This window comes from Caulobacter sp. X (genome assembly GCF_002742635.1).
Taxonomy (GTDB): Bacteria; Pseudomonadota; Alphaproteobacteria; order Caulobacterales; family Caulobacteraceae; genus Caulobacter.
This window is the reverse complement of sequence record NZ_PEGF01000001.1, coordinates 1,216,631-1,231,043: the sequence shown is the minus strand read 5'-3', so window position 1 is coordinate 1,231,043 and position 14,413 is coordinate 1,216,631. Positions and strand designations below refer to the sequence as shown.

Genomic DNA, 14,413 nt, shown 5'->3' with positions numbered 1-14,413 from the left:
TGTAGTCGCCCATAAGGCGCATACAGAATTCCTCGGCGCGTTGCGGCGCATCCGTCAAATCTATTTATCACCGAGATTTATCGGTAGCGCCCGTCCGAGCCGCACATAGTCCTCGAGGAGATGAGCGCCGGTCTTGGCTCTGATCGCCGCCCTATGGTCCTCCACGGTCTTCAAGGACAGGCCAAGCACATTGGCGATGGCCTTGCTGCTCTTGCCGTCGGCGACCAGCCCCAGCACCTCGCGTTCGCGAGCGGACAGCCGCTCAATAGCTCGGGCGGCAAGGGTCCGCTCCCGGCTCCAGGCCAAACCTTCGGAAACCGACCGCAGAAGCCTCTCCTCGTCGATCGGCTTCTCAAGATAGTCGATGCCCCCATGCCGCCGGATCGCGTCCACCGCGTCGGCGGTGTGGGGCCAAGCCGTCATGAACAGGACCGCCGCGCTCGGAGCCCAGGCGCGTATGCTTTGGGCGACGTCAAAGCCGTTGTCGTCGCCGAGCATGATGTCCGTAACGATGCAGAGCCCGCCTTCACCGCCCCTTTGCACACTAGGGAGCCCTGCCGGATCCGCGAAAGCGTGCGCTTCCAGTCCGTGACGCCCAAACAGGCGCGCGAGGCTCTGCGCCAGGTCAAGGTCATCGTCGATAACGTAGATGGCGTCAGCCATGCTCGAACGCCTTAATCGGAAAATCGGCGCGATAGATCACCCTTGGGCCGATGTCGCTTCGCCTCAGCTCGCCCCCGGACGCCTCTACGATCGTCCGCGCGATGATGAGCCCGACGCCCATGCCATCAGCCGCGGTGGCTGTTGGCGTATTCTCGACGGCGAAAAACGCCCTCGCAGGCGTGGAGCCCAGACGGACCATCACGCTCGCTCCGGGCGAGGCGGACATCGCGTTGCGCAGCAGATTGACCAAGGCCTGCTGTAGCTCCAGCGCGTTGCCCACGATCTGCTCGCGGGACGCGCCTTCGACTTCTAGCCTGACCTTCAGGGCCTTGGCCTCCGATTGAACAACCGTCACGGCCTCGCTGGCGACCTCCGAAAGCGCGACTAGCGTGGCGGGTTCGGTCGTCCGCGCGCCAAAGCGCCGTAGCGTGCGCACCAGTTCGGCAAGGCCACTGCTCTTGCGCTCGATTAGCTGCGCCGTGAACTTGAGATCTTCGTCCCCGATAGACCCGGCTTGACTGGCTTCCCGCAGATGCTTGGCCTCGACAGCCAGCGTCGAGAGCGGCTGGCTGATCTCGTGGATGATCGCCACGGACATGGCGCGCAGGGTCTTCAGCCGTTCGGCCTGGAACAGCAACCGATCACGCTGGGTGATCTCGGCGGCGTGGCGGATTTCGGCGTCGGAGTAGCCTCCCGCCAGATAGCCCGCGACAGCGATACAGGCGGCCAGGAGGTGCAGTTCCACCCGATCAGCGGTCGGCGTCGCGGCGGGAAGACCAAACAGCACGTAGAGCGCCGTGGACGCCGCCACGCTCCAAGCGGCCCAGGGCCCAAGACGGAGACCAATCCACACGGTCGCCAGAACAAAGGGCTCCAGGCGCACACCCAACTCGGCGCTGTAGGCCACCCATGAGACGAGGAAGGCCAGCACGACCGCTGCCGCACCCTCGAACACCCGAGGCGTCGTCAGGCGCTTTGGCGCATGACGGCTCTTCGCGCTTCGCAGCGCCAACGCCCAGAGCAACGGCGGCGCGAGCAGAAGAACGCCCAGCACGTCACCGATCAGGAAGGTAAGAATGGCCGCCAGCCGATCCACGACATGCGCGATCAGGGATGCGCGCTGATCGAGGAAGGCCCAAGGCAGACTGAAACTCGCCGCCACCGCTGGCGCGACCGCCATGGCGATCGCCATCGACAGGGCAGTTTCCTTCTCGGGCTTTTCCTTGCGCGCCGCCCGCACCAAACGGATGCCGAGCCCGTAACCCAGCGGCGGCAACACCACGCTCAAACCGAAAACCAGCGCCTCCATCGGCGGCTTGTCCAGACGCCCCCAGAAGGCTTGGACCAGCAGCTCGGCGAGCGCGAACGGCCATGCGAACTTCGCGCCATAGCGCCAAAGGAACGCGAAGCGGACGCCGGCGATCGGATACCAGAGGCTGTAGATCGTGATGCCCCAGGTCCTCGCCAGCGAATGCAGCACCGCGAACAGAACAGCGTAGGTCGCGATCAGGACCATGCCGAACGGAGATAGGACGTAAGTCTTCGGGGGCTGAGCGCGGTCCAAATCCATATTCGGCTTTACTGTAGGGCGGTCAACGAGAGCGCTATCCGGGTTCAGCCCGGATAGCAGAGGTTGTGCGGCGCTGTTTAGCCATGGGGTGTGTTTTTCCCCTCGCGAAGCGCACTTGCCCATCGGCAGGCTGCCGCCTCGCTTAGCCGCTGCGCGCGGTCGAGTTCTTAGATGGCGTCTATCAATACCAACGCCGCCGCGAACCAAGCACGGCAGGCACTCGCCGCATCGCAAAAGGAACTGGCGACGAGCCGCAACCGGATCGCCACCGGAAAGGTTGTCGCCTCGGCCAAAGACAATGGTGCGATCAACTCGATCGCCACCATGATGTCGGCGGAGCGGAGTGGCTGGACCGTCGCCAATGACAGCCTCGCGCGAGGTCAGTCCCTCATCGCGACAGCTTCGGCGGGCTTGGACGCAATTACAGATCTTTTGCAGAAAGCGCGGGAGAAGGCGGTCGCGTATCGGGACACCTCGTTGAGCGCGCAAGCCAAGGCTTCGATCCGCGCAGACATTGAAGCTCTGCTTCGTCAGGTAGATCGCACGGCGATGTTGGCTGAGTTCGACGGCAAGAAGCCGTTGGCGGATATACTGACGCCCACCACGGTGACGCAGACCAGCACCACCTACACCACGGTGACTTCACCCTACACCCCGCCCGCGATGTCCAGCCTGGTCGGTTACACGTCCGGTTCGGGCAGTCGAACCTTTGCGGTGAACGGCGGCGCAGCGCCCGGCCGGATCGACCTTGATATCGACACCTACAGCGCCTTGGATGTCGTCGAGGTCTGGCAGGGGACCCGACGCGTGGCAGCGACCGGTCAGCCTTACGCGCCTGGCGGGGTAGCGGTCGCGCCCGGGACGCCGGTCACATTCCAGAATGTTCTCAGCTTCGATTATGATCCTGCGAACGGCCAGTCATTGGAGTTCCGTTTTAACGAGCATTTCGGCGGTTCCGGGTGGCAGATCAATAACGTCGTTCTGACACCTACCGATCCACTCCCCACGCCGACCACGACGACCACCACCACATCGGTTCTGGCATCGGTCGCGACCAACTATGAGTTCGTCAGGTCTTCGAGCGGCGACCTCGAAGGCGTCGCTGCGCGCCCCATGACGCTGAACGCCTTGAAGCTCGAAGCGATCGACTGGAATGAGCCCGCCCAACTGTTCGGCAGTCTCGACGCTGCCCTCGGACAGGCCGTGGACGCCGCAACCTACTACGGCGAGCGCGCGAGTTCGTTCGATCGGCTTATCGAACAAAACGGGCGCCTTGCCGACGCTTTAGAGACCGGTGTGGGAAACCTCGTTGACGCCGATCTGGGCAAGGAGAGCGCGAAGCTTCAAGCTGGGCAGATCAAGGAGAGCCTCGCCACCAAAGCGCTCGCGATCGCCAACGCCGCGCCTCAGTGGATCCTGGCCCTTTTTAAAGGCTGAGGACGTCCACAGCGGGCTTTCCAGCTAACCGGTAGATGCTGGCTGGCGAACAGCCCAGGCGCTCCGCGATCGATCGCGCCGACATCCCGTCCAAGCTCATCCGCTTCACCGCGTTCCTATCAATGGAAGCCTTCCGTCCGCGATAGACGCCCTTTGCTTTGGCATTCTCGATGCCCTCCCGTTGCCGTTCCTGGCGAATGTCCAGCTCGAACTCAGCTACGGCGGCCAAGATGCCGAGCATCAGTTTGCCGTGGGTCGTCGTGGTGTCGATCCCGCCCTGCTGCAGGCATCGAAAACCGACACCCTTGGCGGTGAGCTGCTCGACGGTGCGGTGAAGGTCGGCGGCGCTTCGGGCGAAGCGGTCGAGGCGCGTGACCACGAACGTGTCGCCCTCGCGGCAGAAATCTCGAGCCCGTTGTAGTTCGGGCCGATTGGCCGCCCTCTTGCCGCTGCGCTGTTCGCTGAAGACCTTCTCGACCCCGGCCTGGGCGAGCTGATCAAGCTGAACCTCAAGGGACTGTTCGGTGGTGCTGACGCGGGCGTAACCGACGAGCATGGCCTTCTCCTTTGGGTCTAAGGCCATTCGCGATTGTGTCTTATAGGACGGAAATCAACCTAATTAAGACGCCTCGCAGGGCACCGGCGCGTGTCGCGTATGGGTGTAGTCTAAGGCGATCCAACGTGTGTTCGCGTACATCCAGTCGCGCGGGGCGGCTTCCGCCTATCGCGGCTGTTACATATCCGACAGGTCGGGCAACGACAGATTACCGGCGGTCACGGGATCTAGCGCGTCGGCCTCCAGAAGCGCCCAATCGGCCCAGGCAGCGAGCTCATCGGGCGTCTTCGCCGACTGGGCCAGGACCGCAGCGACGAAGCCGCGAATATCCTGGGCCGTCCTCCAATCCTTAGCTTGCCCAAAGAGGTGCTCACGGCGAGCCTTGATAGCGGCGGCGCGCCGCTCACGGGCTTGCCTCTCAGCCTCAATTCGATGCTTTTCGACTTCGCGCGCCAACTCAGTTCGTCGCTCGATTGCCCAGACGTGCCCCCTAAGAAGCCCGGCGCGATATTCGGCTTCGCCAGCGACGACGATTTCCAGGGCGATGCTCGTAATCTTGTCCTCAAGCTTGCCGTCGGCATCATCCTCCCAAACGGCACGATAGCCTTCAGCGCGCTCTCTGACGGGGCCTACGAGCAGACGAAGATCGGCCGCAGGTCCTTCACGCACTTTCCACTCGCCATGTTGGTTCGCCTTGGCCGACGGATGGTCTAGCTGGAGCTTGATCGTTGTGTCGCCGACAGCAGCGATGACGTCTCGGCCTGTCCTGCCACGAGCATCGAGACGAACTTGAACCTTCGCAAGGCCTAAGCCCAGGCTGTTTAAAACTCTCAGCCGCCGCTTCTCAAACCCGCTGTCAAACTGCGGGCTATCCCAAGAGAAGCTGTAGGCGCTGGCCTGCTGTCTGGCGGCCCGCTTGGCGTCGTCCTGCAGCAATCTCCGCAGACCGGCGCACGGGCTCGTTAAATCTCGCACCGCTTTAACTTTCCCAAGTCGCCGTTCGACACGAGACCTCACGGCATCGAGATGCTCGGCGAAGACCGGTGGTTCCGGCGGCGGCTTCGCCAACTCCGCTTCGGCGTCGAACTTTCCGTATTCTATGGGCCCGATGCGGACGTCGTCATTCGCGCCAGGATCGCGCGTAGGGAGAGGAAAACGAGTTACGGGCTTGCCCGCCGCCAACTTGGCCCAATAGCCCCGCTCCGGAACGGGGACGCCGGCGCGGACGCAGTATTTCTTGAAGGCAACATCCGACATGCCGAAACGCTGCGCGATCGTTTTGACAGGTTCAGACCAGACAAGATCGTAGAGCGCCTGACGACTGAATACCTTGTCCACAAGCCCTCTCCCCACCACTCCAACTCGCCCACAGATCGACTCATGAAGAACGGCAAGGCTGCAAGCGACCGATCGCTCCTCTGACTATGCTGTGCCAGTTATCTAAGCTCGCCGTCAGGACGACTGACGTAGCCGACGTAGCAGCGCGTCAAGCTGGGCGTTTCTTCGTGGGTCTTGCCCTGTTACCCCATGCCTTAGCGACATTGCCGGCTGGCGAATGTTGTCCGTCGCCCCCGATCGCTCCGCCTTTCTCGCAGCCATGGCCTCTTCAAATAGCATTTGGCTGGTGAGATCGACTTGTTGAAGCAGCGTGCCTTCGTTGTCGAATTTGAAGGCCATAAGTCCGCCGACGAGGATCATGACAATCGCTCGGTTTCCGTCCTGATCAACCTGGCAGCGGACCTGATCTACCACCGCGCGCATCGCCTCGTTGACCTTCAGTCTGGCCGCAATCCGCACGTCTTCGTCGTCATCTTCAATCACCGAACGCACGTCGATGACGCGCCGCAGATGCTCGTCCGGGCTAACCCGCCCATTTGCGACCGTGAGCTCGTTCCGGGTGGAGACGATCTTCTGTTCAAGCTCGTGCATCGCTTGCTTGGTCGCGCGAAGCTCGTCCTCAACTTCGGGCATGTCATCCATCGTGGCGAGGAGCCGGACCAGTCGGCGCGCGGCGTCGCGCGCCAACGCAAGTTCCTTCTCCATTTCAGCTACTTTGATCGAAAGCTGCACGCTGGATGCAGCCTTTTGGAAGAAGCTGTCATTGAGCGCGAGATGTAAGATCGCGTCGAGCGCGGCTGGCTCAAACTTCGCGTAGTCGAAGAATTCCCTTTGTTCGCATTTGAGCGCCGCCATGGCGTTCGCACATTGCAGGTAGTTGTAATGAACCCTGGTCCCGCCAGCGAGCGTCCTCCGGGTTCGCCGCGTTGTCATTCGACCACCACACGCCCCACAGACGCAGACGCCCTGGAACAGGTTCGACATGTTCTGGCGATACCGTCCGCCTTGGCCCTTGCGAGAGGTGATAGCGGCTCTGGCACGAGCCACTAGGTCAGTGTCAACGACACGCGGGTAGTAGCCCAGGATCGGTGCCGTGGAGATGTTGCGCTTCTTGGCTCGGTAGTTTGGATGATACTCGCCCTCGACGCTCGGGCTGAGCAGCAAGTCACCCACGAAGCCGTGCGTCCAGCCGACGACCTGTCCGTCCTTCCAGGCCTCGCGAAATGAGGGCGCGCCGCGCTTGTTGAGGGTCTGCGCTATCGCTCTGGCACCGTAGCCGTTCGCAGCAAGTTCGTAGATTTCCCGCACCAGCGCGACCCGTTCTGGGATTTCTTCGATGCGGGATCGGTCTTCGGTCACTCGGAGCCAACCAGGGGTCTTTGTCGTCATCACGACACCTGCCTTGGCCTTCTCCTGCTTACGTCGCCAGCTATCGCCGATCCGGTCACTTTTGTTCTGGCTCTCGTCGTGCGCCAGCTTGCCAATTAGCAGCACCTCTAGGGTGGCCATGAGGCTTCCGCGTAGGCTCTCGTCGTCATAGACGCGATCCCCCGAAACGGTCGCGATGGCGATGCCTGCAGCGCATAGATCCTCCAGCCAGCGTTGGGTTGTACGCACCTCTTGTCGACTAAGTCGGTCAAGTTTTTCCACGACCAACACCGACCCCGGCGCAATCTCACCAGCATGGACGCGTTCAGCGAACCGTCCGAGCTGACCCGATTTAAGGTGATCGCCTTTCCAGGCCGACTTGCCTAGATCTTCAAGGACCTCAACAACTGGCCAACCCTTTCGAGCGCAATATGCAAGGCAGTCTTCGGCTTGGCGCTCCTTCGACGCGCCCTTTTCCTGCTTGGGCGTGGAGAAGCGAATGTAGACATAGGCTTGCATCAACGCGGCGCTCCATCCGAACTTTAGATAAGCTTATCTGCTTAACGTCTGTCTAAATTGCCATCTATCTGACCCACATCACCTTCCACTGGCCGCTGCACCGGGTGGCCTATGCGTTCGGCCGCGATCGCACGACCTGCGGCCACGCCTGCCGCAAGATCGAGGACCTGCGCGAGAACGCCGACTTCGACCGCCGCCTGGCCGAGCTCGAGGCTTGCCTGCGCCAGGCGCCGGCCCATGCGGAGGCCCTGCCGCAATGAGCCAGACGTTTGATCAGGACCTAGAAGCCCGCCGCCAAGCCGAGCGCGCCATGCGGCTGCTGGCTCGCCCTGGCGCGGTCGTCGAGGCGCAGGGCGGGGGCTATGGCGTACGGCTGGGCGCCAACCGCCGCCGCCGCCCGATGCTGATTTTGGATGAAGCCGGCTTCCAGGCCTTGGCCCGCGAGGCGACGTTGAGGCCCCGTCCGCAAGGCGGCTGGAGCATGATCGATCGGCCGCCTCCCATGACGCCGCCGCCGGGGCGGCCGGGCGTCATCGACGGCGAAGTCCTGTTGCCCGGAGCGTCAAAGCCTGTCCGGCGCAATCTTGGGGAGTCGCCGATCGCTTGGCTGGCCCGTCGCCGCGATCGCGACGGACAGCCCTGGCTGACGCCGATCGAGGCCGCCGCCGGCGAACGCCTGCGCGAAGACTATGAGCGCCTGGGAACCCAAGGTCGCCTGACCATGCGCTGGGACGCCTCGCGCGTGGACGGCGGATCGCCGGGCCTCGCGCCCGTCGAACGCGACCACGCCGCCCGCCAGCGGGTCGCCCGCGCCCTGGAGGCGGTGGGGCCTGGCCTGCGCGAGATTCTGGAGCGGATTTGCCTGATGGGCTCGGCGCTGGAGGCGGCCGAGTCCGCGCTGAAGCTGCCGCGCCGGACGGGCAAGACGGTGCTGAAGCTCGCCCTGCAGCGCCTGGCGCGGCACTATCGGATGGTCTAGCGGTTGCCGCCCGCCACGGCGATCACCTCGCCGGTGATCCAGAAGCTGTCTGGCGAGGCCAGGAAGGTCGCGACCGGCGCGATGTCCGATGGCTGGCCCATGCGGCCCAGGGCCGTGCCGGCCACGATCTGGGCTTCGAAATCCGAGCCGATGATCCCCGCCGTATGGGTCCCTTCGGTTTCGACGGCCCCGGGCGCGATGGCGTTGACGCGGATCTTGCGCGGCCCCAGTTCCTTGGCCAGCACGCGGGTGATGGCGTCCACCGAGGCCTTGGTGGCCGTGTAGATCGAGAAGGCCGGGATTTCGAGCGTCACGGCCGACGAGCTGATGTTGATGATGCTGCCGCCGTCCGGACCGAAGCGCTTGGCCGCCTCCTGCGACGCCAGGAGAAGCCCCAGAACGTTGGTGTCGAACTGGCGGCGGAATTCAGCCTCGGTCACCGCCTCCAGCGGGGTAAAGGCGTAGACGCCGGCGTTATTGACCAGGATGTCGATGCGGCCGAACGCGGTCTGGGCCGCGTCGAACAGCCGAGCCACGTCCTCGGCCTTGGCGACCGAGGCCCGCACCGCGATGGCCTTGCCGCCAGCGGCGGTGATCTCGGTCACAACCTTGTCGGCGCCGGCCTTGTCGGACGCGTAGTTGACCGCCACCGCCGCGCCTTCGGCCGCTAGCGCCTTGGCGATCCCCGCACCGATGCCTTTCGACGCGCCGGTCACCACGGCGACCTTACCCGCAAGCTTGCTCATGATCTGTCTCTCCATCGCCCAACCGGCGATCGATTAGACAATTAGATAATCATCGAAGTGCTTCAAGGCGGGACCGACGAATTCAGGGCCGACGCCCTGTTCTCGCATTGCATCCTGGTCGGGATCCCGATCGCGTTCATCGCCGCGCGTTGGGTGTCTGGGCGCGCCTCTGAGGCTTCGCTGGAAGCCTAGATCTCGGCCAGCTGCGCCAGGTAGGCGTTCAGAACGTCGCGCTGCAGCACCAGAAAGGCGAACTTGCCCTGGCGGCAGATGCGGATCAGGCCGGCGTTCTCCAGCTCCTTCATGTGGTGCGAGAAGGTGGCGGCGCTGACCTCGATGTGCTGGGCGACGGCGCCGCAGGGCGTCGGTTCGCTGGCGGTTCCGATTTCCTTGAGGATCTGACGGCGGCGCGGTTCGGCCAGCGCCTTGGCGATCAGATTGACCTGCCGCTCGTCCAGCACGAGGCGTTCGGCGGAGGCGGGGCGCGGCGCGTCTTCCATGACCCTCATATGCGGGGTCGCGGGCGCGGACGCAAATAACGGAAAAGGGCGAGCCTCGCGGTCCCGCCCTTCAACATCCCGCTAGACGTCTAGTGCTTCAGCATATGCTTGATATCGCGCATCTGGTCGTGGCCGGACTTCACCGACGTCCAGGCGCGTTCGATCACGGCCCGGGTCTGGGGATCGACATCGGTGTCCTGCATGGCCTTCTCGTACTTGGCCTTGATGTGGTCCTCGCCGGCCTCGACCTCGTTGACCACGGCCTCGTCGCCCTTGGTCATGGCGTCCTTCAGGTTCAGGAAGGCGCGGTGGGCGGCGGCCAGGATGGTGCCGTCGTCCTTCGGATCGCCGCCGAGGCGACGGACCTCGTCCTGCAGTTCCGAGGCGACCGAGCGGCGCTCCTGGGCGCGGCGTTCGAACAGCTCCTTGTAGCGGCTGTTGTCGGCGTCCTTGGCGGCCTCGGCATAGCCGTCGGCGCTGTCGATCGTGGTCTCGACCAGGCCGTTGACGAGCTTGATGTGATCTTCGTTGGTATGCATGGGGCGGCTCCTCGCTTGGGGAAGGGGAGCCGTGTCAACGCGGGGCGAGGCCGAAGGGTTCAGCCCATCTTCGCGGGCAATTGCGCGCCCACATGGTCGATGCCCAGAGCCTCGCAGTGCAGGGCCTGACGGTGGCGCTCGGCGGCGCGGGCCTTTTGGTCCTCCGTCCGCTGATCATGGCAGGCGGGGCAGGAGACGCCTTCGACATAGAGGGGCGAGGCCTGGTCCTCGGGGCTGACCGGCATGCGGCAGCCTCGGCACAGCACATGGCTTCCGGGCGTCAGGCCGTGGCCGACCGCCACGCGCTCGTCGAACACGAAGCATTCGCCGCGCCACAGGCTCTCGGGCTCGGGCACCTGTTCCAGATAGTCGAGGATGCCGCCCTTTAGGTGGAAGACCTGTTCGATCCCCTCCGACTTCAGGAACGCCGTCGACTTCTCGCAGCGGATGCCGCCGGTGCAGTACATGGCAATTTTCAGCGGCGCGGCGTCCGGACCGCGCGCGGCCTCGACCTCGGCGCGCCAGTCGCGGAACCATGTCGGGAATTCGGAGAAACTGGCGGTTTTCGGGTCGATCGCGCCCTCGAAGCGGCCCACCGCGACCTCGTAGTCGTTGCGGGTGTCGATCACGACGACGTCGGGGTCGCTGATCAAAGCGTTCCAGTCTGAGGGCGCGACATAGGTTCCAGGATCGGTCGGGTCGAGATCGGGCTTGCCCAGGGTGACGATCTCTTTCTTCAGCCGCACCTTCATCCGGTAGAACGGCATGCGCTCGGCCCAGGCGGTCTTCGGAGCGAGATCCGCGCAGCCGGGCAGGGCGCGGATGTAGGTGAGCACCGCCTCGATGGCGGCGTCCTCGCCGGCGATCGTGCCGTTGATCCCCTCGCGCGCCAGCAGCAGGGTGCCCTTGACGCCGAGGCCGCAGCACAGGGCCGCCAGCGTGCCTTGGATCGCGGCCGGATCCTCGAACCGGGTGAACCGGTAGAGCGCGGCGACGCGATACCTAGCCACGGTCTGCAAGCGCCTCCTGGGCGTCGCGCTGGATGCGGGCGACCATCGACTTCAGGCCGTTGGAGCGTTGCGAAGACAGGGCCTCGGACAGGCCCAGGCGGTCGAGGGCGGCCTTGGCGTCGAAGGCGACGATGTCGGCGGGGGCGCGGCCGGAATAGAGCCGCAGTATGATGGCGACCAGGCCGCTGACGATATGGGCGTCGCTGTCGCCGCGGAACGCCAAGGTCCCGTCGGCCTGCGGCTCGGTGACCAGCCACACCTGGCTGGCGCAGCCGCGCACCTTGTTCTCTTCCGAGCGCTCGGCGTCGGTGAGGGGGGCAAGGTCCTTGCCGAGTTCGATCACATAGCGATAGCGCTCTTCCCAGTCGCCGAGCAGTTCGAACTCGTCGGCCAGTTCGTCGAGGGCGGCGTCGATCGGGTTGGTCATGGGCGGGCGTTTAGGCGCCTTCGCCTGTCCAAGGCAAGCGCGGCGTCAGCCGGCCTGCAGGATCAGCCTCGCCAGGAAGCCCGCGCCCAGGCTGGACGACAGCTTCAGCCGGCCGCCCATGGCGCGCGACAAAAGGTCGACGATCGGCAGGCCCAGGCCCACGCCCTCGTTGGCGCGGGTCAGCGGCGAGCCGCCTTGCTCGAAAGGCTGCAGCAGGCGCGGCAATTCAGCGCTGTCCACGCCCGGACCCTGGTCGCGGATGGTGATCTCGACCTCGGCGCCGATCCGGCCCGCCGCCACGTGAACCACGCCGCCGGCCGGCGAGTGGGTCACGGCGTTCTGCAGCAGGTTCGACAGCATGGAGCGAAGGCCCCGGCTGTCGGCGATGACCAGCGGCAAGGCGCCCTGTCCGATGATGTGGATGATGACCTCGCGGCGGGCGATCTCGGGGCGCAGGCCCTCGATCACGTCCTCCAACGCCTCGTCGAGGCTTTCGGGCGTCATCTTGATGTCGGTGACGTGGCCTTCCAGGCGCGCGATCTCGACGATCTGATTGACCAGCTTCAGAAGCTTCACGCCGCTTTCGTGCACGATCTGCGCGTATTCGCGGTACTGCGGCGCGCCGAGCGGGCCGTACAGCTCATGCGACAAAATCTCCGAAAAGCCGATGACGGCGTTCAGAGGCGTGCGCAGCTCATGGCTGACCATACGCAGGAAGGAGCGCTTGCGATCGTCCAAGGCCGCGCGGCGGCGCTCCTCCGCGGCTGTCCGACGCTCAGCCGGGACAGCGTCCGCGAAGGGGACGATAAGCGATGCGTCCAGGGACGCCGGTTCTGGCATTACGAACTCCCGGACCTTCTGTCCGCACCAATCAGAGGCGGACCATGACGCAAGGCGCTTACGATTCCGTTTCCGTCCACAGCGAAGTCCGCCGTTAACCTCGCTTAACGATTGTGCGCGCTTGGCCGGAATACGCCGCTCGCGTTAGGCTTCACGGAACGGCGACTCTCGCCACAGTCGAAACCGGCCGGCCTTGGAACTCAAAACGCGTCCAGACCCGATCAGCCGTCCCGCCGCACAGGCGGGATTCGACCCCGCGCTTGCCTGGCGTCTGGGGTGGTTGGGCGCTGTCTGCCTGGCTTCCGCCGCGGCGCTATTCGTCGTCGACGCCAGCGCCTGGCCCGTTTGGAGCGCGTTGGCGGCCGGCGCCGCGCCAGCCTTGGCGTCGCTCATGTTCACCCGGGGGGGCGAGCGGACCGAATCCTTGCTGCTAGTGCTTTGGGCCGTGGGCGGAGCTTCCGCCGCCGCCCTGACCGGTGGTGTTTCCGGCGCCATGGCGGCCTGGTGCCTGGCTCCCGTCGCCGCGGCCTCGACCATGGATCGGCCCAAGCGGCTGGCCGAAGGGGCGGCGCTGGCCCTGATCGGCGGGTGCGTCGCCGCTCTGGTCCAGCTTTCGGGCCTAGCGCCGGCCGCGCCGACCGGGCCGCTGGCTTTCCTTCTGGGTTTCCTGGCGCTTGTGACCATGGGCCTGGGCCTTGCCGCCGGGCTGCTGATCGGCCGTCGTCGTCAGGGGCTGCGCGAGGATCGCGATGCTTTGGAGATCGGCTGGCTGGAAACCCTGCTGGACGGCCTGCCGTATCTGGCGATCGCCGTGCGCGGGCATGAGCAGGTGACCACCGTGCGCGGCTCCGCGCCGCTGGGTCTGTCGACCGAGCAACTGATGACGCGCGGCCTTGCCGAGGCCGCCCTCCCGGCGGATCGGCCGCGCCTGGCCGCCGCGATCGCCCAGGCGCATCGCGACGGCGCCGCCAGTCTCGATTTTGTTCCGGCGCAGGGACTGGAGCGTCTCGTGACGCTGGATCTGCAGCGCGTGGCGCCCAATCAATTGGTGGGGGTGCTGCGTGACGTGACGGCCGAGCGCGACCGGGCCGCCGCTTTGGAACAGGCCCGCGCCGACGCCGAGGGCCTCGCCGCTGGCCGCGCGCGCTTCCTGGCCAATATGAGCCACGAGCTGCGCACGCCCCTCAACGCCATCATGGGCTTCTCCGACATCATGCGGGCGCGCATGTTCGGTCCGTTGACCGACCGCTATGCCGAGTACGCCGAACTGATCCACGAGAGCGGCGGCCATCTGCTGGACCTGATCAACGACGTGCTGGACATGTCCAAGATCGAGGCCGAGCGGTTCGAACTTCAGCGCGGCGTCTTTGACGCGCGCGAGGCCGTGCAGGCGGCGATGCGCCTGCTGCGGGTGCAGTCTGACGCCGCCGGCGTCCAGCTGCGCGGCGTCCTGCCGCAAGGCGAGCTGGAGGTCGACGCCGATCGCCGCGCCCTGAAGCAGATTGTGTTGAACCTTGTGTCCAACGCCCTGAAGTTCACCCCGCGCGGCGGCCAAGTGACGGTGACGCTGGACGGCTATGATGGCGTGCTGGAGATCGTCGTGGCTGACACGGGCGTCGGAATCAGCCCCGAGGATCTCGAGCGGCTGGGCCGACCCTACGAACAGGCCGGCGGCGCCGAGCAGCGGGCGCGCGGCACGGGTCTTGGCCTGTCGCTGGTCCGCGCCTTCGCCAAGCTGCATGGCGGTGAAATGGCGATCGAAAGCCGCCTGGGCGCCGGAACCACGGTGTCTGTGCGGCTGCCGGTCCTGCTGGCGGCTCTGCCGGCCAAGGCGGCGGAGCCCGCGCCTCCCGTCGAGCAAGAGCCTTTGCCGCCGACCAGCTTGGGCGACAACGTCATCGCGTTCGCACCGCGCTGATCC

Annotated in this window: 14 protein-coding genes and 1 pseudogene; 4 read left to right on the top strand and 11 right to left on the bottom strand. The window is 65.3% G+C overall.

The annotated features are described in order from the left end of the window. Positions 1–60: 60 nt before the first annotated feature. Both CSW60_RS05680 and CSW60_RS05675 read right to left on the bottom strand, forming a co-directional pair. Positions 61–663, bottom strand: a complete 603-nt coding sequence (locus CSW60_RS05680; protein ID WP_099536316.1) for a response regulator transcription factor — start codon at positions 661–663, stop codon at positions 61–63. Then, positions 656–2,233 (bottom strand): HAMP domain-containing sensor histidine kinase, encoded by a 1,578-nt coding sequence (locus CSW60_RS05675; RefSeq protein WP_143324122.1) that lies wholly within the window; start codon positions 2,231–2,233, stop codon positions 656–658. The genes CSW60_RS05680 and CSW60_RS05675 overlap by 8 nt, the downstream gene beginning before the upstream one ends. 171 nt (positions 2,234–2,404) lie before the next feature. Between CSW60_RS05675 and CSW60_RS24345 the strand changes: the two genes are divergently transcribed. Next, on the top strand, positions 2,405–3,670 hold the full coding sequence (locus CSW60_RS24345; protein WP_099536314.1) for a flagellin: 1,266 nt from the start codon (positions 2,405–2,407) through the stop codon (positions 3,668–3,670). On the opposite strand, the gene CSW60_RS05665 is transcribed toward CSW60_RS24345, so the two are convergent. From CSW60_RS05665 to CSW60_RS05655, 3 genes are all read right to left on the bottom strand, one after another. Continuing rightward, on the bottom strand, positions 3,660–4,226 hold the full coding sequence (locus CSW60_RS05665) for a recombinase family protein (RefSeq protein WP_099537563.1): 567 nt from the start codon (positions 4,224–4,226) through the stop codon (positions 3,660–3,662). The two genes, CSW60_RS24345 and CSW60_RS05665, sit on opposite strands and share 11 nt — an antisense overlap. 177 nt (positions 4,227–4,403) lie before the next feature. Further along, positions 4,404–5,564, bottom strand: coding sequence for a hypothetical protein (locus CSW60_RS05660; protein ID WP_099536313.1), 1,161 nt, complete (start codon positions 5,562–5,564; stop codon positions 4,404–4,406). A 114-nt stretch (positions 5,565–5,678) separates the two neighbouring features. After that, positions 5,679–7,451, bottom strand: a complete 1,773-nt coding sequence (locus tag CSW60_RS05655) for a recombinase family protein (protein WP_099536312.1) — start codon at positions 7,449–7,451, stop codon at positions 5,679–5,681. A 56-nt stretch (positions 7,452–7,507) separates the two neighbouring features. On the opposite strand from CSW60_RS05655, the pseudogene CSW60_RS05650 reads away from it, so the two are divergent. Together CSW60_RS05650 and CSW60_RS05645 are read left to right on the top strand one after the other, a co-directional pair. After that, positions 7,508–7,711: pseudogene (locus CSW60_RS05650) on the top strand (chromosomal replication initiator DnaA); the annotation flags it as partial. Beyond that, the gene (locus tag CSW60_RS05645) at positions 7,708–8,430 is read left to right on the top strand and encodes a DUF6456 domain-containing protein (RefSeq protein WP_201722971.1); all 723 of its coding nucleotides are present in this window, start codon (positions 7,708–7,710) and stop codon (positions 8,428–8,430) included. The pseudogene CSW60_RS05650 and the gene CSW60_RS05645, both read left to right, overlap by 4 nt. Here the strand turns inward: CSW60_RS05645 and CSW60_RS05640 are convergent. The 6 genes from CSW60_RS05640 to CSW60_RS05615 all read right to left on the bottom strand — a co-directional run bounded on the left by CSW60_RS05640 (position 8,427) and on the right by CSW60_RS05615 (position 12,492). After that, complete coding sequence (locus CSW60_RS05640) at positions 8,427–9,176, bottom strand: glucose 1-dehydrogenase (protein WP_099536311.1); 750 nt, start codon at positions 9,174–9,176, stop codon at positions 8,427–8,429. The two genes, CSW60_RS05645 and CSW60_RS05640, sit on opposite strands and share 4 nt — an antisense overlap. A gap of 188 nt (positions 9,177–9,364) precedes the next feature. Beyond that, complete coding sequence (locus tag CSW60_RS05635; RefSeq protein WP_099536310.1) at positions 9,365–9,685, bottom strand: helix-turn-helix transcriptional regulator; 321 nt, start codon at positions 9,683–9,685, stop codon at positions 9,365–9,367. Positions 9,686–9,765: 80 nt separating this feature from the next. Next, on the bottom strand, positions 9,766–10,215 hold the full coding sequence (locus CSW60_RS05630) for a PA2169 family four-helix-bundle protein (RefSeq protein WP_099536309.1): 450 nt from the start codon (positions 10,213–10,215) through the stop codon (positions 9,766–9,768). Between the two features lie 59 nt (positions 10,216–10,274). Next, positions 10,275–11,225, bottom strand: a complete 951-nt coding sequence (locus CSW60_RS05625) for a rhodanese-related sulfurtransferase (protein ID WP_099537561.1) — start codon at positions 11,223–11,225, stop codon at positions 10,275–10,277. Next, entirely contained in the window at positions 11,218–11,652 is a 435-nt protein-coding gene (locus CSW60_RS05620; protein WP_099536308.1) for a SufE family protein, read from the bottom strand. The genes CSW60_RS05625 and CSW60_RS05620 overlap by 8 nt, the downstream gene beginning before the upstream one ends. Positions 11,653–11,697: 45 nt before the next feature. After that, positions 11,698–12,492, bottom strand: coding sequence for a sensor histidine kinase KdpD (locus CSW60_RS05615; protein ID WP_099536307.1), 795 nt, complete (start codon positions 12,490–12,492; stop codon positions 11,698–11,700). A gap of 193 nt (positions 12,493–12,685) precedes the next feature. Between CSW60_RS05615 and CSW60_RS05610 the strand changes: the two genes are divergently transcribed. Then, complete coding sequence (locus tag CSW60_RS05610; protein ID WP_099536306.1) at positions 12,686–14,410, top strand: HAMP domain-containing sensor histidine kinase; 1,725 nt, start codon at positions 12,686–12,688, stop codon at positions 14,408–14,410. Positions 14,411–14,413: the final 3 nt, after the last annotated feature.

Bases quoted from the DNA above. Each gene is read 5' to 3' on its own strand.
- CSW60_RS05675 (WP_143324122.1), bottom strand. From the start codon at position 2,233: ATGGATTTGGACCGCGCTCAGCCCCCGAAGACTTACGTCCTATCTCCG.
- CSW60_RS05645 (WP_201722971.1), top strand. From the start codon at position 7,708: ATGAGCCAGACGTTTGATCAGGACCTAGAAGCCCGCCGCCAAGCCGAG.
- CSW60_RS05620 (WP_099536308.1), bottom strand. From the start codon at position 11,652: ATGACCAACCCGATCGACGCCGCCCTCGACGAACTGGCCGACGAGTTC.
- CSW60_RS05630 (WP_099536309.1), bottom strand. From the start codon at position 10,215: ATGCATACCAACGAAGATCACATCAAGCTCGTCAACGGCCTGGTCGAG.
- CSW60_RS05615 (WP_099536307.1), bottom strand. From the start codon at position 12,492: ATGCCAGAACCGGCGTCCCTGGACGCATCGCTTATCGTCCCCTTCGCG.
- CSW60_RS05665 (WP_099537563.1), bottom strand. From the start codon at position 4,226: ATGCTCGTCGGTTACGCCCGCGTCAGCACCACCGAACAGTCCCTTGAG.
- CSW60_RS05640 (WP_099536311.1), bottom strand. From the start codon at position 9,176: ATGAGCAAGCTTGCGGGTAAGGTCGCCGTGGTGACCGGCGCGTCGAAA.
- CSW60_RS05680 (WP_099536316.1), bottom strand. From the start codon at position 663: ATGGCTGACGCCATCTACGTTATCGACGATGACCTTGACCTGGCGCAG.
- CSW60_RS05655 (WP_099536312.1), bottom strand. From the start codon at position 7,451: ATGCAAGCCTATGTCTACATTCGCTTCTCCACGCCCAAGCAGGAAAAG.
- CSW60_RS24345 (WP_099536314.1), top strand. From the start codon at position 2,405: ATGGCGTCTATCAATACCAACGCCGCCGCGAACCAAGCACGGCAGGCA.
- CSW60_RS05635 (WP_099536310.1), bottom strand. From the start codon at position 9,685: ATGAGGGTCATGGAAGACGCGCCGCGCCCCGCCTCCGCCGAACGCCTC.